At 60.9% G+C, this 18,026-nt stretch carries 17 protein-coding genes; 10 read left to right on the top strand and 7 right to left on the bottom strand.

Going from position 1 to position 18,026, the window contains the following annotated elements; all coding sequences use genetic code 11:
- Window positions 1–86: 86 nt before the first annotated feature.
- Window positions 87–296: a DUF2788 domain-containing protein gene (locus AACY30_RS22780; protein WP_049713471.1), complete on the top strand. Its 210-nt coding sequence runs from the start codon at window positions 87–89 to the stop codon at window positions 294–296.
- On the opposite strand, the gene AACY30_RS22775 is transcribed toward AACY30_RS22780, so the two are convergent.
- From AACY30_RS22775 to AACY30_RS22760, 4 genes are all read right to left on the bottom strand, one after another.
- On the bottom strand, window positions 291–926 hold the full coding sequence (locus AACY30_RS22775; protein ID WP_339494946.1) for a pseudouridine synthase: 636 nt from the start codon (window positions 924–926) through the stop codon (window positions 291–293). The genes AACY30_RS22780 and AACY30_RS22775 overlap by 6 nt on opposite strands.
- 71 nt (window positions 927–997) lie before the next feature.
- Window positions 998–2,470, bottom strand: a complete 1,473-nt coding sequence (gene amn, locus AACY30_RS22770) for an AMP nucleosidase (RefSeq protein ID WP_339427978.1) — start codon at window positions 2,468–2,470, stop codon at window positions 998–1,000.
- 105 nt (window positions 2,471–2,575) lie between these two features.
- The gene (locus tag AACY30_RS22765; protein WP_339541150.1) at window positions 2,576–4,222 is read right to left on the bottom strand and encodes an acyl-CoA dehydrogenase family protein; all 1,647 of its coding nucleotides are present in this window, start codon (window positions 4,220–4,222) and stop codon (window positions 2,576–2,578) included.
- A 67-nt stretch (window positions 4,223–4,289) separates the two neighbouring features.
- A complete protein-coding gene (locus AACY30_RS22760) occupies window positions 4,290–6,680 on the bottom strand; it encodes a hybrid sensor histidine kinase/response regulator (protein ID WP_339541149.1) in 2,391 nt (796 codons plus the stop codon).
- A 287-nt stretch (window positions 6,681–6,967) separates the two neighbouring features.
- On the opposite strand from AACY30_RS22760, the gene AACY30_RS22755 reads away from it, so the two are divergent.
- From AACY30_RS22755 to AACY30_RS22740, 4 genes are all read left to right on the top strand, one after another.
- Window positions 6,968–7,765 carry a hydroxymethylpyrimidine/phosphomethylpyrimidine kinase gene (locus AACY30_RS22755; RefSeq protein WP_339541148.1) on the top strand — a complete coding sequence of 266 codons (798 nt, stop codon included), beginning with the start codon at window positions 6,968–6,970 and terminating at the stop codon, window positions 7,763–7,765.
- Window positions 7,766–7,783: 18 nt separating this feature from the next.
- Window positions 7,784–8,407, top strand: a complete 624-nt coding sequence (gene thiE, locus AACY30_RS22750) for a thiamine phosphate synthase (protein WP_339541147.1) — start codon at window positions 7,784–7,786, stop codon at window positions 8,405–8,407.
- Window positions 8,408–8,424: 17 nt separating this feature from the next.
- Window positions 8,425–9,708, top strand: a complete 1,284-nt coding sequence (hemL, locus tag AACY30_RS22745; RefSeq protein ID WP_339541146.1) for a glutamate-1-semialdehyde 2,1-aminomutase — start codon at window positions 8,425–8,427, stop codon at window positions 9,706–9,708.
- A gap of 225 nt (window positions 9,709–9,933) precedes the next feature.
- Window positions 9,934–10,488 carry a tetratricopeptide repeat protein gene (locus AACY30_RS22740; protein WP_339471390.1) on the top strand — a complete coding sequence of 185 codons (555 nt, stop codon included), beginning with the start codon at window positions 9,934–9,936 and terminating at the stop codon, window positions 10,486–10,488.
- Between the two features lie 122 nt (window positions 10,489–10,610).
- On the opposite strand, the gene AACY30_RS22735 is transcribed toward AACY30_RS22740, so the two are convergent.
- Window positions 10,611–10,937, bottom strand: a complete 327-nt coding sequence (locus tag AACY30_RS22735) for a DUF1820 family protein (protein ID WP_003236992.1) — start codon at window positions 10,935–10,937, stop codon at window positions 10,611–10,613.
- A 131-nt stretch (window positions 10,938–11,068) separates the two neighbouring features.
- Here AACY30_RS22735 and miaB point away from each other — a divergent pair, with 131 nt between their 5' ends.
- The 5 genes from miaB to lnt all read left to right on the top strand — a co-directional run bounded on the left by miaB (window position 11,069) and on the right by lnt (window position 16,761).
- The gene (gene miaB / locus AACY30_RS22730; protein WP_339416903.1) at window positions 11,069–12,397 is read left to right on the top strand and encodes a tRNA (N6-isopentenyl adenosine(37)-C2)-methylthiotransferase MiaB; all 1,329 of its coding nucleotides are present in this window, start codon (window positions 11,069–11,071) and stop codon (window positions 12,395–12,397) included.
- A gap of 231 nt (window positions 12,398–12,628) precedes the next feature.
- Complete coding sequence (locus tag AACY30_RS22725) at window positions 12,629–13,633, top strand: PhoH family protein (protein ID WP_339416904.1); 1,005 nt, start codon at window positions 12,629–12,631, stop codon at window positions 13,631–13,633.
- A complete protein-coding gene (gene ybeY, locus AACY30_RS22720; RefSeq protein WP_049711386.1) occupies window positions 13,626–14,084 on the top strand; it encodes an rRNA maturation RNase YbeY in 459 nt (152 codons plus the stop codon). Before AACY30_RS22725 ends, ybeY begins: the two co-directional genes overlap by 8 nt.
- Before the next feature lie 41 nt (window positions 14,085–14,125).
- Window positions 14,126–14,965 carry an HlyC/CorC family transporter gene (locus tag AACY30_RS22715; protein ID WP_339416906.1) on the top strand — a complete coding sequence of 280 codons (840 nt, stop codon included), beginning with the start codon at window positions 14,126–14,128 and terminating at the stop codon, window positions 14,963–14,965.
- Between the two features lie 272 nt (window positions 14,966–15,237).
- Window positions 15,238–16,761: an apolipoprotein N-acyltransferase gene (lnt, locus tag AACY30_RS22710; RefSeq protein ID WP_339471464.1), complete on the top strand. Its 1,524-nt coding sequence runs from the start codon at window positions 15,238–15,240 to the stop codon at window positions 16,759–16,761.
- A gap of 67 nt (window positions 16,762–16,828) precedes the next feature.
- Here the strand turns inward: lnt and AACY30_RS22705 are convergent, their stop codons facing one another.
- A complete protein-coding gene (locus tag AACY30_RS22705) occupies window positions 16,829–17,590 on the bottom strand; it encodes a YdcF family protein (RefSeq protein ID WP_339541145.1) in 762 nt (253 codons plus the stop codon).
- Window positions 17,591–17,685: 95 nt separating this feature from the next.
- Window positions 17,686–18,003 (bottom strand): hypothetical protein, encoded by a 318-nt coding sequence (locus tag AACY30_RS22700; protein WP_339471387.1) that lies wholly within the window; start codon window positions 18,001–18,003, stop codon window positions 17,686–17,688.
- Window positions 18,004–18,026 lie beyond the last annotated feature (23 nt).

The raw sequence follows: 18,026 nt of genomic DNA, 5'->3' as shown, positions 1-18,026 counted from the left end.
TTGCATTCCAACTCAAGTCAATATTGCGCCTGTAGCACTGCCGTATACTCGCCGCCTGCCTTTGTCGGAAAAACTCCATGAACAACATCGATCCCGTCCTGTTTGAAGAATGGATGATGACCGGCCTGGTCACCATCCTGATCATTTTCATGGGCTTTATCGTCTGGGACCTGGCGAAGAAATCCAAAGCTGGACGCTTTGGCTCGTTCATCCTGTTCTTCGTGCTGGGCCTGGGCGTGGCCGCGTTCATCATCAAGAGCGTGGTCATCGGTCTGATCGAGTCCGGCGCCTTATAAGCGCGCCGGCACTTCCTTCCACTGGCCTTGATCCAGGCCTTCAATTGTCCAATCGCCAATTCGCACACGTACCAGCCGCAAGGTGGGCAACCCCACGGCGGCGGTCATGCGCCGTACCTGACGGTTGCGCCCTTCTCGAATCACCAACTCCAACCAATGGGTCGGCACGCTTTTACGAAAGCGCACCGGCGGGTTGCGCGGCCATAACTCGGGCTCATCCAACTGCCGCGCTTCGGCGGGCAAGGTCTTGCCGTCATTGAGCTCGACGCCGTCACGCAGCCGTTGCAGTTGCTCTTCGGTCGGTTCGCCCTCCACTTGTACCCAGTAGGTTTTCGCCAGTTTGTGCTTGGGGTCGGCAATCCGCGCCTGGAGTTGGCCATCGTTGGTCAGCAGCAACAGGCCTTCACTGTCACGGTCCAGGCGACCGGCCGGGTAGATGCCGGGGATGTCGATAAAGTCCTTGAGGGTCGCGCGCCCGCCTTCGTCGCTGAACTGGGTCAGCACGTCGAACGGTTTATTGAAGAGGATCAACTTCGGCTCGGCCGGCGGTGCCTTGGCGACACGACGGGCTGCGGAATGCGGAGGTTTCACGCCGGGGCGGCGCGAATCAGGACGGGTGGGACGGGACATGGCAAAGGAACATCTAACGGTCAGGACCGACAATCCTAGTGGCCTGACCGTTAAATGACCATCCCAACCGCTTAGCGGAACGGCGGTTCGTCGAAGCTGCGCAGTTTGCGCGAGTGCAGCGAGTTGAGTTCGGTGCGCAGCAGGTCGACGGCTTCGATGCCGATCTTCAAGTGCTGGCTGACCGCGCGCTCATAGAACGCGTTGGCCGAACCCGGCAGTTTGATCTCGCTGTGCAGCGGCTTGTCGGACACGCACAGCAAGGTGCCGTAAGGCACACGCAAGCGGTAGCCTTGCGCCGCGATGGTACCGCTTTCCATGTCCACGGCCACCGCGCGAGACAGGTTGATCAATGGGCGTTCCTGGGCCCAGCGCAGCTCCCAGTTACGGTCGTCATAGGTCAACACGGTGCCAGTGCGCAGGCGTTTTTTCAGCTCTTCGCCTTGTTCGCCGGTGACGTTGGCCGCCGCCCGCTGCAAGGCCATCTGCACTTCGGCCAGGGCCGGAATCGGAATATTGGGCGGCACTACGCGGTCGAGAATCCCGTCGCGGCGCATATAGGCGTGGGCCAGTACGTAGTCGCCAATGGTCTGGGATTGGCGCAGGCCGCCGCAGTGACCGATCATCAGCCAGCAATGCGGGCGCAGCACGGCCAAATGGTCGGTGATGTTCTTGGCGTTGGACGGGCCGACGCCAATGTTCACCAGGGTCACGCCGTGGCCGTCGCTGGCCTGCAAGTGATAGGCCGGCATTTGATAACGATGCCACACAACGCCTGCGGCAATCGCCGACGCTTCACCGTGGTCCATGCTCTTGTCGATCACCACGTTGCCCGGCAGCACCATACGGATAAACCGTGGGTCGCTGCGCAGTTGCTCCAGGCCATGCACGATGAACTGGTCGACATAACGGTGGTAGTTGGTCAGCAGGATCCACGGTTGCACATGGCGCCAGTCGCTGCCGGTGTAGTGCACCAGCCGACGCAGGGAAAAGTCCACGCGCGCCGCGTCGAACAGCGCCAGGGGCAGTGGGTCGGTGTTCTCCCAGTCGTAGAGGCCATCGGCGATGCCATCGGTGGCAGCCGACAGGTCAGTGCTGGGGAACACGCGGGCCAGGGTCGCGGCGGTCACGCCGGAGCCGGCCAGTTCGTCGCCCTGCTCCACCACATACGGGTACGGGATGTTCTGCTGGCTGACGCCCACTTCCACCGTCACGGTGAAGTCGTGCATCAGCGGCACCAGTTGCTCCAGCAGGTACTTACGGAAGGCCGCAGGATGGGTGACGGTAACGCTGTAGGTCCCCGGCAACTGGACCTTCGCGTACGCCCGAGTGGTCTGTGGGACTTCGCCGTGGCAGTGGTAGGTCAGGCGCAGTTCTGGGTAACGAAACAGCGCACGTTGTTCGGCATCGGGTTCGACGCGGTCTTTGAGGTACTGCTTGAGGGCTTGATTGAGCGCGCCGGTAGCGCGCTCATGCAGGGCCGCCAGACGATCCACGGCTTCTTCAGCGGTTTGAACGACAACAAAAGCTTCGGTCACGGTAAGCATCCTGTGTTCTGACTTGCAGGCCTTTATCTTGCCTGTATCCCAGGCTCACATAAACACCAGAATTAGAATGCTTTGAAAGGTGGGAGCTGGCTTGCCAGCGTTTATTCAGTTAGGTGTCGAGCGGGCAACAATCGCTTCCACCTCCACACCACGCGGCAAAGTCCCGTAGGCCCGACCGGATGACTCACCCAACCGGCTGGCAATAAATCCATCACTCACCGCCGCATTCCCTGCCTCCAGCAACAATTTGGCCTGCAACGCCACGGCGATATCCTCGGTCAACTGCCGCGCACGGTACTGGATATCCTGAGTGTCCATAAACGCCGACTTCAGCTGTTCAATGTGTCGCGCCAGTGGCTTATCCCCGTGCCCGTCCCCGAGTTCGACAAACAACGCCTCCAGCACACCCGGTTCTTTCGATAACGCGCGCAGCACGTCCAGGCACTGCACATTGCCGGAACCTTCCCACGTCGAATTCACCGGGGCCTCACGATAAAGGCGCGGCAGGATGCTGTCCTCCACATACCCGGCGCCGCCCATGCACTCGGCGGCTTCGTTGATCATGGCCGGGGCGCGCTTGCAGATCCAATACTTGCCCACCGCCGTCACCAGCCGGACGAACTTGGCTTCCTGCTCATCACCCAGGTTATCCAGGGCCTTGCCCATGCGCATGCTCAGGGCCAGCGCGGATTCGCTTTCCAGTGCCAGGTCAGCCAGCACGTTTTGCATCAGCGGTTGCTCGCCGAGTACACGCCCACCCACCGAGCGATGGGCACAATGATGGCTGGCCTGGGTCAGCGCCTGACGCATCAGGGCGCTGGAACCGACCATGCAATCGAAGCGGGTCATGGCGACCATCTCGATGATGGTGGGCACGCCGCGTCCCTCCTCGCCGATCATCCAGGCCAGGGCGCCACGGAACTCCACTTCGCTGGAGGCGTTAGAGCAGTTGCCGAGTTTGTTTTTCAGGCGCTGGATGTAGAACTCGTTGCGCATGTCATCCGGGCGATGTCGGGGCAATAGGAAACAGGAGAGGCCCTTGTCGGTTTGCGCCAGCGTTAGAAAGGCATCACACATCGGCGCCGAGCAGAACCATTTGTGGCCCACCAGTTCATAGGCTTGCCCCGGGCCGCCTGCGCCTACCGGATAAGCCCGGGTGGTATTGGCGCGCACGTCAGTACCGCCCTGTTTCTCGGTCATGGCCATGCCGATGGTGGCGCCAGCCTTGTGGCGGATGCCGACATTGCGCGGGTCGTAGTGAGTGCTGAGAATTTTCGGCAGCCAAAGGTCAGCCAATTCTGGCTGCATACGCAGCGCCGGCACACAGGCGAAGGTCATGGTCAGCGGGCAGCCGGTACCGGCTTCGGCCTGGCTGTGCAGGTAGGTCATGGCAGCGCGGGCCACATGGGCACCGGACTGCGGGTGCGCCCAGGGCAGCGACGGCAGACCATGCTCGACGGCGGTGCGCATCAGTTCGTGGTAAGCCGGGTGAAATTCCACCAGGTCGATGCGATGACCATAACGGTCATGGCTGTTGAATACAGGCTTGTTCTGATTGGCCAGGAACCCGGCTTCCATCAGCGGCCCGCCGGCCAGCGCGCCGTAGGCATCAATGCGCGCCTGCGCCCAGCCAGCGCCACAGCGGCGTGACCATTCTTGCAAGGGCAAGTCGATGCGATACAGGTTAGTGCCTTCCAGGGACGGCGGTTGGTTGGTGACGTCGTGGGTCTCGGCAAACTGATGCAGGTTCATGACGGGCCTCCTGAAAAAGGCCACGTCCAGTTGGGGCCTGAATTTCAGTTAAGCACCGTCATCCGCCTTAAAAAAGGGGCATACCCGCCGAAAGCCCGGCGCGTTCGCCCTCAACCGGACACAACAACCGACGCTGCAACACCGCTTGCAATGCCTCGAAACGCACCGGTTTGACCAGCCGATCAGAGATACCGACGCCATGGCAATGCTCGCGTTCAGACACATTCAGCGACGTACTCACGGCGATCACCGGCAATTCACCGCAGCCAGGCAGTGCACGAATCTGACAGCACAACGAGAAACCACCTTCGGGAAGGTCCAACAGTACCGCGTCGAAATCCTCGCCCTGCAAAGCCGCCAACGCGTTAGGGCCGCTGTCCACGCTTTTCACCCGGTAGCCGAGCTTAAGCAGCATGCCGCGCACCACTAATTGGCCGACGCTGTTGTCATCCACCAGCAGCACCGCGCACTCCTGAGGCGCGCGTTGCCGGCCTGGCATTGGTTTGAACTCAGGCGGCACTGGGCTGACCTCCAGCTCCAGCTGGAAGCGGCTGCCTTTGCTCGGTTCGGAATGATGTGTGAGGCGCCCGCCCAGCAGCTCGATCAGTTGCCGACAGATCGCCAAGCCGATACCCATGCCGCCGTATTCACGGGTGGTGGAGCCATCGAGCTGGAAGAACCGCTGGTACAGCGTGGCCTCATCCAGGAAGGCAAAGCCGATGCCGGTGTCGGTGACGATAAAGCTCAGGCGCAAAGCGCCCTCACTGTGCGGCACGCCAACCACACGCAGGCGGACCGACCCTTCGTGGGTGAATTTGAAGGCGTTGTCCAGCAGGCAATCCAGGCATTGCAGCAGTTTGTCGGCGTCGCCCACCACGCGGTCCGGCAGCTCGCCCGCCACGTCGATGGAAAACGCCAGGCCTTTGCTCTGGGCGCTGGCGTTGAACTGCTGGCGCAAGGTGTCCAGCGTCCCGCGCAGGCTGAACACCTGCGGCTGGGCACTCAGGCGCCCGGCCTGCAATTCGGTCAGGGTGAGGATGCCGTTGACCATGCGCATCATGTCCCGCGCCGAACCGGCGGCCGTTTGCTGGTACTGCGCCAGGTCAGCGTCCAACGGCACGGTTTGCATCAGCTCAAGGGAGCCGATCACGCCGTTCATGGGCGTGCGCAGTTCATGAGTGAGGGTAGCGAGGAACTCATCCTTGAGTCGGTTGCTGCGGGCCAATTGCTGGTTGAGCACTTCGAGCTTCTGGCTGGCATCGAACAGGATCTGCGCCTGTTGTTCACGCATGGAATTGATGCGGTCGGCCAGGGCCAGGGACAACAACGCCACTTCAATCGCCGAGCCGATCTGACTGGCGTACATGGTCAGGAACACATTGGGCAGGTAGCCCAGCACCATCAGCGTATTCACCACCCCGCCCAGCAGGAACGCCGACCAGGCGATGATGAAATAGCGCGCCACTCGCTGGCCGCAATACCAGGCCTTGATGGCGGCGACAAAGATGGTCACGGTAAATACCAGCGCCAGACCGGTGGCCAGGCGCAGCGCCAGGGCGTAGCTGGTCATCAACGACAGCAGCATCACCACTGCGCCGCAGGCCACCAACGCCAGCAGCAGGCGGTTGATCCAGCGACTGTGCTGGGCGGTGTGCAAGAAGCTGCGCGCAAACAGGCTGCCGAAGAGCGCCGCCGAGCCAATCAGGAACGGCGTCGCCGCATTCGCCCACCAAGGGTTGTTTGGCCAGAAATACTCCACCGCCGCGCCGTTGACCGACAGTTGGTACATGCCGAACGAAGCTATATAGAAGATGTAATAGAGATAGCTGGTGTCGCGCACGCTGAGGTAGATGAACAGGTTGTAGACCAGCATCCCCAACAACACGCCGTAGATCAGGCCTAATACATACAAGCGCAGCGGCTGTTGTTCCAGGTAGGCGGTGCTGGACCAGAGCGTCAATGGCGCCTGGATCGAGCCCTCGCTTTGCAGGCGCAGGTAGACGGTTTTCGCCTGCCCAGGGGTGAAGTCGACGTTGAACAGGTAATTGTTCTGGCGAATTTCACGGGAAGAAAATGGCAGCGCATCCCCCGTGCGCCCGGCCAGGCGATAGGTGCCGGTGTTGTCGGGCAGGTACAGGTCAAGATGGTCGAGCGGCGGGTACGCCAACTCCAGCAACCAGGTGCGTTGCACTTCGGGATGGGTGGGCAGGTAATGCAGATTGACCTTGAGCCAGAATACCGAGCGTGAGTAGCCGGCGTTCAGTGTGTCTTTATCGTGGGGCTTGAATTGCGTAGCGGCGGAAGGCGCGCTGACATCCGCAATGGTCAGGGCATCGGTCGGGTCTTCGAGCACTTGCATGGCCCGGCCCAGCGGCAGGCTTCGCGTGTCTTGGTTGAACTCGACGGCGTTGGCGAGCAACGGCAGCCCGCACAACAGTAAAATCAGCAAATAGCGCATAGTGCCCCAGCGTAGCCTGTCCGGTTATGTCAAAAAGCCCCCTATCCTTTTGAGAAGACGTACACCGGCAATACAGTTAGTTGTTTGGATCCACTCTAGCATAGCCGCTAAAGGCCATTGGACACCATTGAAATAAAATTTTTAAAGGCTCTAGAACAAGGGTTTTAGCGTGTTTCACCGTAAGTAACGGACACTAGCAAACAGCTATAAACGCTGATGTTTGCGTACAAAATTCAGCCATCGCCAGACGGCCCCGCCAAAAGCGTTTGGTGGTAAGCTCGCGCACCATGAATATCTACAGCTCTCGCCCCGTTGTCCTCTGTCTCTCCGGCCATGATCCCAGTGGTGGCGCCGGCTTGCAGGCAGATATCGAAGCCCTGCTCGCCCAGGGCTGCCATGCGGCCCCGGCCGTCACCGCCCTGACCGTGCAGAACACCGTCAATGTCAGCGATTTCCGCGTGCTCGACCGCGAGTGGGTGCTGGCCCAGGCCAATGCCGTGCTCGGCGATTCCGAAGTGGCAGCGGTCAAGCTGGGCATGCTCGGTTCCACTGCGATGGTCGACACCGTGGTCGAACTGCTGCAGGCGCACCCGCACCTGCCGGTAGTGTGTGATCCGGTGCTGCGCGCCGGTGGCGGTGGCAGCCTGGGCAAGGACGAAGTCGGTTATGCGATGCGCGAACGGCTGATGCCGTTGTCGCTGATCGCCACGCCAAACCTGCCCGAAGCGCGCATCCTCGCGCAATTGCCTGAAGGCACGGCGGACGAATGCGCCGAGAAGCTGCTGCCGTATATCAAGCACCTGCTGATCACCGGTGGCCATGGCGATGAGCACGAAGTGCACAACCGCCTCTACAGCCGTGACGGCACGCGCCATACCTTTACCTGCCAGCGCCTGCCCGGCAGTTACCATGGTTCGGGCTGCACGCTGGCCAGTGCATTGGCCGGTCGGATCGCCCAGGGCGAAGGCTTGGTCAGCGCCGTGCAATCAGCCCTCAACTACACCTGGCGCACCCTGCGTGACGCCGAACAACTCGGCCAGGGCCAGTTTGTACCGCGCCGGTTGCCGCTGGATTTCTGCTCTTAAAACCAAGGGGCATGCCCGATGAAACTACGTGGCCTTTACGCCATTACCGACAGCCAACTGTTGGCCGGCAAATTCCTCGCCTACGTCGAAGCGGCGCTGGACGGTGGCGTGACCCTGCTGCAGTACCGCGACAAAAGCAGCGACGAAGCCCGGCGCCTGCGTGAAGCGGAAAAGCTGCGGGAGCTGTGCTCCCGCTACAAGACCCAACTGATCATCAACGATGACGCTGAATTGGCCGCGCGCCTCGGCGTCGGCGTGCACCTGGGCCAGACCGACGGCCCGCTGACCCCAGCCCGTGCGCTGCTCGGCTCCAAGGCTATCATCGGCTCGACCTGCCACAGCCAGATCGAACTGGCCGAGCAGGCCGCCAAGGAAGGCGCCAGTTATGTCGCCTTCGGCCGCTTCTTCAACTCCAACACCAAGCCTGGCGCGCCGGCGGCCACCATCGAGATGCTGGCCCAGGCCCGCGCACGCTTGCACGTGCCAATCTGCGTGATCGGCGGCATCACCCTGGAGAACGCCGAACCGCTGGTGGCCCACGGTGCCGACCTGCTGGCGGTGGTGCACGGCCTGTTTGGCGCCGACACCCCCCAGGAAGTCACGCGTCGCGCCCGCGCGTTCAACGCCCTTCTTAAGATTTGATTTCAGAGAGCCCAACCATGTCCCGTTCCGAAACGCTGTTTGCCAATGCCCAGAAACACATCCCCGGCGGTGTGAACTCCCCCGTGCGTGCGTTCAAAAGCGTGGGCGGCACGCCGTTGTTCTTCAAACATGCCGAAGGCGCCTACGTCACCGACGAAGATGACAAGCGCTACGTTGACTACGTCGGCTCCTGGGGCCCGATGATCCTCGGCCACAGCCACCCGGACGTACTGGACGCGGTGCGCAAGCAACTGGAACACGGCCTGTCCTACGGCGCACCGACCGCCATGGAAACCGAAATGGCTGACCTGGTGTGCGCCATCGTGCCGTCGATGGAAATGGTGCGTATGGTCAGCTCCGGCACCGAAGCCACCATGAGCGCGATCCGCCTGGCCCGTGGTTTCACTGGCCGCGACAGCATCATCAAGTTCGAAGGCTGCTACCACGGCCACTCCGACAGCCTGCTGGTAAAAGCCGGTTCCGGCCTGCTGACCCAAGGCGTGCCAAGCTCGGCCGGTGTACCGGCAGCCTTTGCCAAACACACCCTGACCCTACCGTTCAACGACATCGCCGCCGTCGAGCAGATGCTCAATGAAGTGGGCCAGGAGGTGGCCTGCATCATCGTCGAACCGGTGGCCGGCAACATGAACTGCGTACCCCCCGCGCCAGGCTTCCTTGAAGGCCTGCGCGAGCAGTGCGACAAGCACGGCGTGGTGCTGATTTTCGACGAAGTGATGACCGGTTTCCGTGTAGCCCTTGGTGGCGCGCAGGCGCACTACGGCGTAACGCCAGACCTGAGCACCTTTGGCAAGATCATCGGTGGCGGCATGCCAGTGGGCTGCTTTGGCGGCAAGCGCGAAATCATGCAACACATCGCGCCGCTGGGCCCGGTGTACCAGGCAGGCACCTTGTCAGGCAACCCACTGGCCATGGCCGCCGGCCTGACCACCCTGCGCCTGATCAGCCGCCCGGGCTTCCACGCCGAGCTGACCGACTACACCACCCGCCTGCTCGACGGCCTGCAACAACGCGCCGACGCCGCCGGTATCCCGTTTGTTACAACGCAAGCGGGCGGCATGTTCGGCCTGTACTTCAGCGGCGCCGACGATATCGTCACGTTTGATGACGTGATGGGCAGCGACGCGGATCTGTTCAAGCGCTTCTTCCACCTCATGCTGGAAGGCGGCGTGTACCTGGCGCCGAGCGCTTTCGAAGCCGGCTTCACCTCGATCGCCCATGGCGAAGCCGAGCTGAAGCTGACCCTCGACGCCGCTGAACGCGCCTTCGCCGCACTGAAGTAATTGGCCGTAAAAATCAGGCACCGCGCAAACGGTGTCTGATTTGCTACTTTGCTTAAAGAGATTTCCGAGTTTTTTCGAGAAATCACCTGCAATCCGGCAGATAACTTGCCCAACCAGCAGAAAAACGAGTAAAGACTTTGTAAGCAGAGGCCTGCTTATTTCATAATGCGCGCTTATTGGATCCCACGAGGGTCCGCGTGCCCCGTCAGAGGTAAGTCGATTCCCATGAAACGCACCGGCCGCACCCTGGTTCTGGGCTGCCTGTTGCTCCTTCAGCCGCTGCTGGCACATGCACAAGCAGGCGGCAACTCGTTGTTAATCCCAGCGATGGGTCGTTGCACCCTCAATACCCAGCCAGACAGCCAGGCCGAAGCGCTGAGCGCGTGCCGGAAACAGGCCGAGGACGGGAATGCGCAGGCGCAATACGAGTTGGGTGAGTACTTCCACGACAGCAAAAACCCCGCCCGCGACCTCAACAAGGCCTTGAGCTACTTCGAGAAAGCCTCGTTGCAGGGGCACGCCCAGGCGCAGTTCCAGCTGGGTACCATGTTCTTCAAGGGCGAAGGTGTGCCGGCCAATAACGTCCAGGCGTATATCGTGCTGAAAATGGCGGCGGTCAACGGTGCGGAAGATGCGCTGGATACGGCCGACGAAGTGGCCGAGCACATGCAGCGTGATGAATTGGAAGTGGCGACCCAGGTGCTGGGGCAGATTTTCCGCAACTACCTGCAAGAGCTGCAGAGTGCCGATGGGCGCTCGCCTTTCTCACCCCTGCCCTGACTCAGCTAAACCCGTCTACCGCCATCGCAGGCAAGCCAGCGCCCACAGTTGACCGAGTTCCAACTGTGGGATGCATTAAAATGTGGGGCTTGCCTGCGAAGGGCGCGACACGGTCTGAAGCCCTACTTTTCAGGCATCGGCATCGGAAACGGCATGACATTGCTCACGCCCCGCGCTTCGCTGATTTTCGGCGTGCCCAGGCGCTCGACTTCATCGATGCGCACAATCGAATGCATCGGCACAAAACTGCGCACCACGCCTTCGAACTGAGCCTTGAGCTTCTCTTCGCCCGGGTCGACGACCAACTGGGTGCGCTCGCCAAAGACGAACTCTTCCACCTCCAGGAAACCCCACAGATCGCTCTGATAGATCTGCTTGGCGTACATTTCGAACACCTGGCCCTGGTTGAGGAAAATCACCTTATAGATTGGAGCTTCACGTTTGGTCATGGTGGGCGAGCAACACATCGGGGATATAAAAGAGGGCGCGAACTATAGCATGGCACCCGATGCACAACGCTAGGAACCAATGGGCATGCCCCCTATAATGCGCGGTTCTTTACCACCAGTTGACGATTCCCATGGCCAAGAAGCTTTATATCGAAACCCACGGTTGCCAGATGAACGAGTACGACAGCTCGCGCATGGTCGACCTGCTGGGCGAACACCAGGCCCTGGAAGTCACCGCCCGCGCCGAAGATGCCGACGTGATCCTGCTCAATACCTGCTCGATCCGCGAACGCGCTCAGGACCGTGTGTATTCACAACTGGGCCGCTGGCGTGAATTGAAACTGGCCAACCCGGAGATGGTGATCGCCGTCGGCGGGTGCGTGGCCAGCCAGGAAGGTGCCGCGATCCGCGACCGCGCACCCTATGTCGACGTGGTCTTCGGCCCACAGACCCTGCACCGCCTGCCTGAAATGATCGACGCGGCGCGCATCACCAAGCTGCCGCAGGTCGACGTGTCCTTCCCGGAGATCGAAAAGTTCGACCACTTGCCCGAGCCCCGTATCGATGGGCCAAGCGCCTACGTGTCGGTGATGGAAGGCTGCAGCAAGTACTGTACGTTCTGCGTAGTGCCCTACACTCGCGGTGAAGAAGTCAGCCGGCCGTTTGACGATGTCATGTCGGAAATCATCCACTTGGCCGAAAACGGCGTGCGCGAAGTGACGCTGCTGGGCCAGAACGTCAACGGCTATCGCGGCCTGACCCACGATGGCCGCCTGGCCGACCTGGCGGAGCTGATCCGCGTGGTCGCCGCCGTGGACGGTATCGAGCGCATTCGCTACACCACCTCGCACCCGCTGGAGTTCTCCGACAGTCTGATCCAGGCTCACGCCGAGGTGCCGGAGCTGGTCAAACACCTGCACCTGCCGGTGCAATCGGGCTCGGACCGCATCCTGTCGGCGATGAAGCGCAACCATACGGCGCTGGAATACAAATCCAAACTGCGCAAATTGCGCGCGGCGGTGCCGGGTATCTGCATCAGCTCGGACTTTATCGTTGGCTTCCCCGGTGAAACCGAGAAAGACTTTGAGCAGACCATGAAGCTGATCGAAGACGTCGGTTTCGACTTCTCCTACTCGTTCGTCTACAGCCAGCGCCCCGGCACCCCGGCGGCCGACTTGCTGGACGAAACCCCGGAAGCACTGAAAAAAGAGCGCTTGAACGCGCTGCAACACCGCTTGAACCAGCAGGGTTTCGAGATCAGCCGACAAATGGTCGGTTCCACCCAGCGGATCCTGGTCACCGATTACTCGAAAAAAGATCCGGGCGAACTGCAAGGGCGTACTGAAAACAACCGCATCGTAAACTTCCGTTGCGATAATCCGACCTTGATCGGCCAGTTTGCCGATGTGCACATTGATGCCGCGCAGCCCCATTCGTTGCGTGGTTCTTTGATCAACTGACAATCCCAGGATAAATGTGGACCAAATGTGGGAGCTGGCTTGCCTGCGATAGCGATGTAACAGGCGACATCTCTTTTGAATGTGCAGGCCCCATCGCAGGCAAGCCAGCTCCCACAGTCGTTATTTGTAGTTCTTGAGAGTGAGGCCAGTCCATTTAAGTGCTTTCGCACACAGGCGGCTGGCGTTATTCTCTATTTCACCTCAACAGCCAAAGGGCGGCTAAAAGCGACCTTGAACGCACCCATAGCAGAACCCCATCGTTTTCTCCTCGAGCCCTTTGAGGCTCGCCGTTTCGCCAATCTGTGCGGACAGTTCGACGAGCACCTGCGCCTGATCGAACAACGCCTGGGCATCGAAATCCGCAACCGCGGCAATCAGTTCGAGCTCATTGGTGAGGCCCAATACACCAAATCTGCAGAAAACCTGCTGCGTCGGCTCTACCGCGAAACCAAGGGTAGCGAGCTGTCGCCGGAAACCGTGCACCTGTATTTGCAGGAATCGGCTGTGGAAGATTTGGCCAACAACCCCGTGGCCGAAGCCAGCGTGGCCCTGCGTACCAAAAAAGGCATGATTCGCCCAAAGGGCTTGAATCAGCAGAAGTACGTCAAGGCAATCCTCGGTAACGACATCAACTTCGGCATCGGCCCTGCGGGTACCGGCAAGACCTACCTGGCCGTGGCCTGCGCGGTCGACGCACTGGAGCGCGAGCAAGTGCGCCGCATCCTGCTGGTTCGCCCGGCGGTCGAGGCCGGCGAAAAACTCGGATTCCTGCCCGGCGACCTGGCGCAGAAGATCGACCCGTACCTGCGCCCGCTCTACGACGCGCTTTACGAGATGCTCGGCTTTGAATACGTGGCCAAGCTGATCGAGCGCCAAGTGATCGAGATCGCCCCGCTGGCCTACATGCGCGGCCGCACCTTGAGCAACAGCTTCATCATCCTCGACGAAAGCCAGAACACCACGGTCGAGCAGATGAAGATGTTCCTGACCCGCATCGGGTTCGGCTCCACGGCCATTATCACCGGCGACATTACCCAGGTTGACCTGCCCAAGGGCACGAAGTCGGGTCTGAGCCATGTGATTGAAGTGCTCAAAGACGTGCCGGGTATCAGTTTCACGCATTTCTCGCCAAAGGACGTGGTGCGCCACCCGCTGGTGCAGCGCATTGTCGAAGCCTACGAGCGCTTCGAACACCGTGACGACGGTTTGTCCAAGGACACTCGCCGCGATGCTTGAGCTAGACCTGCAGCTGGCAACCGAAGCGCCCGCGCCCAGCGAAGAGCAGTTCCGCCAATGGTGTGCGCTGGCCCTGCGCCAGCGCACCGCTGATTCGGAACTGACCATTCGCCTGGTCGACGAGCCCGAAGGCCGCGAATTGAACCACACCTGGCGCCAGAAGGATTACGCGACCAACGTACTGTCCTTCCCCGCCGACGTACCCGATGAACTGCTGGATATCCCGCTACTGGGCGACCTGGTCATCTGTGTCGCGGTGGTGGAGCGCGAGGCCAAGGAACAAGGCAAGGAACTTGAAGCCCATTGGGCCCATCTAGTCATCCACGGCTGCTTGCATCTCTTGGGTTACGACCATATAGACGATGACGAAGCCTGCGAGATGGAAACACTGGAACAAACGTTGCTTGCAGAACTGGGTCATCCAGACCCGTATGCCGACGACGAAGTTTAAAAACACTCAACTGTCACACTAAAGGATTCAGAGTAATCGCTATGAGCGAAGACCGATCGAGCAACGGGCAGAAGTCATGGCTGGGTAAAATCACCCAGGCTTTTGCCCACGAGCCGAAAAACCGCCAGGAGCTGCTTGAGCTACTGCGCGAGGCCCATCAGAACAAGTTGCTGGACAGCGAAGCGCTGGCTATCGTCGAGGGCGCCATTCAGGTGGCTGACCTGCAAGTACGCGACATCATGGTCCCGCGCTCGCAGGTGATCAGCATCAAGGCGACCCAGACCCCACGGGAATTCCTCCCGGCCGTGATCGACTCGGCGCACTCGCGCTACCCGGTGATCGGTGAAAGCCATGACGACGTCATGGGTGTCCTGCTGGCCAAGGATTTGCTGCCGTTGATCCTCAAGGAGAACGGTGACAACTTCAACATCAAGGACCTGCTGCGTCCGGCCACCTTCGTGCCTGAATCCAAGCGCCTGAACGTGCTGCTGCGGGAATTCCGCGCCAACCACAATCACATGGCCATTGTGATCGACGAATACGGCGGCGTCGCCGGCCTGGTCACCATTGAAGACGTGCTGGAACAGATCGTTGGCGACATCGAAGACGAACACGACGTCGAAGAAGACAGCTACATCAAGCCGCTGCCCAGCGGTGACTTCCTGATCAAAGCGTTGACGCCGATCGAGAACTTCAACGAGTTCTTCGACAGCGAATTCTCCGACGATGAGTTCGACACCGTGGGTGGCCTGGTGATGAGTGCGTTCGGGCATCTACCAAAACGTAACGAAACCACCGAGATCGGCGCGTATCGCTTCCGTATCCTGAATGCGGACAGCCGCCGTATCCACCTGATCCGTCTAACACCTATTGCCCGCTAAGGAAGGGGTGGGTCATCAGCTATTTCCTGTGTCGCGCTGCTCCTGAGAGCGGGCCAGGCAAGGCGCAGGCCGCAGGGAATGGCATTCCCTTTTCAAGGCCTGCCACGCAGCATGGCCCGCTCTCAGGGGCAACCCGTAGGGCCGGGCCTGCTGCGACACAGGGCTGCGTTACTCGTCGTTCATTTGAAACAACCAAACTACACTCCTCGCGCCTTGCCCTGTGCCGCAGCAGGCCGGCGCGACACAGGAAATAGCTGATGACCCACCCCTACATGCGCCGTTTGATCGCACCCGGCTGGCCCGGTAATTTGCTGGCCGTGGTGGCCGGCGCCATCACCACCCTGGCGCTGGCACCGTTCGATCTGTGGCCATTTGCACTGGTAGCGGTCGCCTTGTTCTATGTGGGACTGCGAGACCTGAGCCCCCGCCAGGCCTTGGGCCGTGGCTGGTGCTTCGGTTTTGGCCTGTTTGGCGCGGGCACCAGTTGGATCTATTACAGCATCCACCATTTCGGCGGTGCCTCGGTGCTGCTGGCTGGCTTCTTGATGCTGCTGTTTACCGCCGCCATCGCCTGGTTCTTCGCCCTGCCCGCCTGGTTGTGGGCGCGCTGGTTGCGCCGCAATGAAGCGCCGTTGGCGGATGCACTGACGTTTGCGGCGTTGTGGGTCGGTCAGGAAGCGTTTCGCGGCTGGTTCCTCACCGGTTTCCCGTGGCTGTACTCCGGTTACAGCCAGCTCGACGGTCCGCTCACAGGCTTGGCGCCAGTGGGCGGCATGTGGCTGATTTCCTTTGCACTGGCGCTGACGGCAGCCCTGCTGTGCAACCTGCCGCGCCTGTTGGCCACTAAGCGCAACGCGTTTATCGGCGCAGGCCTGGTATTGCTGGTGGCGCCTTGGGCCATCGGCCTGGCACTCAAGCATCACGCCTGGACCAGCCCGTCTGGGGCGCCACTGAGCGTCGCAGCCATTCAGGGCAATGTCGAACAAAGCATGAAGTGGGACCCGGAGCAGCTCAATGCACAGCTTGCGCTGTACCGCGACATGAGTTTGAGCTCAAAGCGTGTCGACCTGCTGGTATGGCCGGAGACGGCGGTGCCGGTGCTCAAGGAGTCTGTCGAAGGCTACCTGGGCATGATGGGCAAGTTCGCCGCCGACCGGCACACGGCGCTGATTACCGGTGTACCGATCCGCCAGGAAGTGCACCACCAGATGCGCTACTTCAACGGCATCACCGTGGTGGGCGAAGGCGACGGCACCTACCTCAAGCAGAAGCTCGTGCCCTTTGGCGAATACGTGCCGCTGCAGGACATGCTGCGGGGGCTAATTGCCTTCTTTGACCTGCCGATGTCGGACTTCGCCCGTGGCCCTGCCGACCAGGCCATGCTACAGGCCAAGGGCTATCAGATTGCGCCGTTCATTTGCTACGAAGTGGTGTACCCGGAGTTCGCCGCAGGTCTCTCGGCCCAGAGTGATCTGTTACTGACCATCAGCAACGACACCTGGTTCGGCCGCTCCATCGGCCCTTTGCAACACCTGCAAATGGCGCAGATGCGTGCACTGGAAGCCGGCCGCTGGATGATCCGTGCTACCAACAATGGCGTGACCGGCCTGATCAACCCATATGGGCAGATCACCGTGCAGATCCCCCAGTTTGAGCGCGGCATTCTCTATGGTGAAGTGGTGCCGATGCACAACCTCACGCCGTACCTGCAATGGCGCTCGTGGCCGTTGATCATTGTGTGCCTGGGGCTGTTTGGCTGGGCGCTGCTGGCCGGTCGTATGTCGAAAACGGTCTGACAGACAAACACATAACAATGTGGGAGCTGGCTTGCCTGCTCCCACAATTGGCCTGCGGTGTTGCGAGTTACCGATAAAACAACCGGTAGCCTATCTGCCCCACCGCTTCATTGATCAACTGCCCGCTCTGCCACACCGACTTGAACTCCGGCATCCAACCACCCAGCGGTCTGGCATTGTCTACGCCCAGGAACCCCACTGGCGCAGGCACCACGGTGAAGCCAGCCTTTTCAAAACTCCACACCGCACGCGGCATGTGCCAGGCCTGAGTCACCACCACTGCGCGTTTGACGCCCTCGGGTAGCAGAATCTCAGCACTCATCTGCGCATTTTCCCACGTGGTGCGGCTGCGCTCTTCCTTCCAGCGCACCGTCACACCGAAGTCATCGCGCATCGAGACTGACATCAACTCTGCCTCGCTCGGCGGCGTGCCGTAATGCAGGCCGCCAGTGGTCAGCACCGGCAGCCCGGAGGCCTTGGCCAATCGTGCGGCATACCGCTGGCGCTCCAGACCGATACCGGTGGGCTGGTCGGCGCCCCAGGCCGGGTCGCCGCGCTCGCGCCCCGAACCCAACACCACAATGGCGTCGGCGCGCTGAGCCAGTGTCGACCAGTCCTCCCGCGCCAGCGGTGGCTCGGTTTCCAGGGCCCGTGCGCCCCACTCCACCATCACCGGCAGGCTGATCAGCCACATGCCGCCAAAACCCAGGGCAAAGCAGCAACCCGCCAAGCGTGGCCGGCTGCGACGAAACCACCAGGCAAGCGCCAGCAGCAACAAGAGAATGCCGGGCGGCAGGAGCAATTGTTTGATGAAATAACGAATAGGCATCGGGCATCTCCATAGATGCCCGAAGCCTAAGGTGTAACGGGGTTTAGCGACAATCTTTACAGTGCAGCGCGATGACGCGTTCAGGAGGGAATGAACTACTTGTAGCGGGCGGACCGAAGCTTTTGCGGGCCACGACCGGCCGACAAGTCCTTGAGCCACACCACCTTGGCTGAGTGCGTAGGCTCCCCTGCTGGCGGGTTTGCCACCCAGGGAGGCGCACTGCGCCCATTGCGTTCCAAATAGGCCTCAATCAGTTCCAGCTCTGCGCGGCTCAAACCACGCAGTTCCAACTCAACAGGCCGCTCATCACGCAATCGGCCCGCTGTTCTCGCTGCATCCAATGCACGACCCAATCGGTCAATCAGTCCTTCGTAGATATCCGGTTTCGATACGATTCGCTGCGATTCAACCATCCCCTCACCTCATTGAAGATAAG

Source organism: Pseudomonas sp. RA_5y_Pfl1_P24 (assembly GCF_963970945.1).
In the GTDB taxonomy this organism is placed as follows: domain Bacteria; phylum Pseudomonadota; class Gammaproteobacteria; order Pseudomonadales; family Pseudomonadaceae; genus Aquipseudomonas; species Aquipseudomonas tritici.
This window is presented reverse-complemented; position numbering and strand designations above follow the sequence as displayed.

Coding starts and splice junctions, on each gene's coding strand:
- ybeY (WP_049711386.1), top strand. CDS start 13,626: ATGCTTGAGCTAGACCTGCAGCTGGCAACCGAAGCGCCCGCGCCCAGC.
- AACY30_RS22760 (WP_339541149.1), bottom strand. CDS start 6,680: ATGCGCTATTTGCTGATTTTACTGTTGTGCGGGCTGCCGTTGCTCGCC.
- amn (WP_339427978.1), bottom strand. CDS start 2,470: ATGCTTACCGTGACCGAAGCTTTTGTTGTCGTTCAAACCGCTGAAGAA.
- AACY30_RS22735 (WP_003236992.1), bottom strand. CDS start 10,937: ATGACCAAACGTGAAGCTCCAATCTATAAGGTGATTTTCCTCAACCAG.
- lnt (WP_339471464.1), top strand. CDS start 15,238: ATGCGCCGTTTGATCGCACCCGGCTGGCCCGGTAATTTGCTGGCCGTG.
- AACY30_RS22765 (WP_339541150.1), bottom strand. CDS start 4,222: ATGAACCTGCATCAGTTTGCCGAGACCCACGACGTCACCAACCAACCG.
- AACY30_RS22740 (WP_339471390.1), top strand. CDS start 9,934: ATGAAACGCACCGGCCGCACCCTGGTTCTGGGCTGCCTGTTGCTCCTT.
- AACY30_RS22715 (WP_339416906.1), top strand. CDS start 14,126: ATGAGCGAAGACCGATCGAGCAACGGGCAGAAGTCATGGCTGGGTAAA.
- hemL (WP_339541146.1), top strand. CDS start 8,425: ATGTCCCGTTCCGAAACGCTGTTTGCCAATGCCCAGAAACACATCCCC.
- AACY30_RS22700 (WP_339471387.1), bottom strand. CDS start 18,003: ATGGTTGAATCGCAGCGAATCGTATCGAAACCGGATATCTACGAAGGA.
- AACY30_RS22705 (WP_339541145.1), bottom strand. CDS start 17,590: ATGCCTATTCGTTATTTCATCAAACAATTGCTCCTGCCGCCCGGCATT.
- miaB (WP_339416903.1), top strand. CDS start 11,069: ATGGCCAAGAAGCTTTATATCGAAACCCACGGTTGCCAGATGAACGAG.
- AACY30_RS22775 (WP_339494946.1), bottom strand. CDS start 926: ATGTCCCGTCCCACCCGTCCTGATTCGCGCCGCCCCGGCGTGAAACCT.
- AACY30_RS22755 (WP_339541148.1), top strand. CDS start 6,968: ATGAATATCTACAGCTCTCGCCCCGTTGTCCTCTGTCTCTCCGGCCAT.
- thiE (WP_339541147.1), top strand. CDS start 7,784: ATGAAACTACGTGGCCTTTACGCCATTACCGACAGCCAACTGTTGGCC.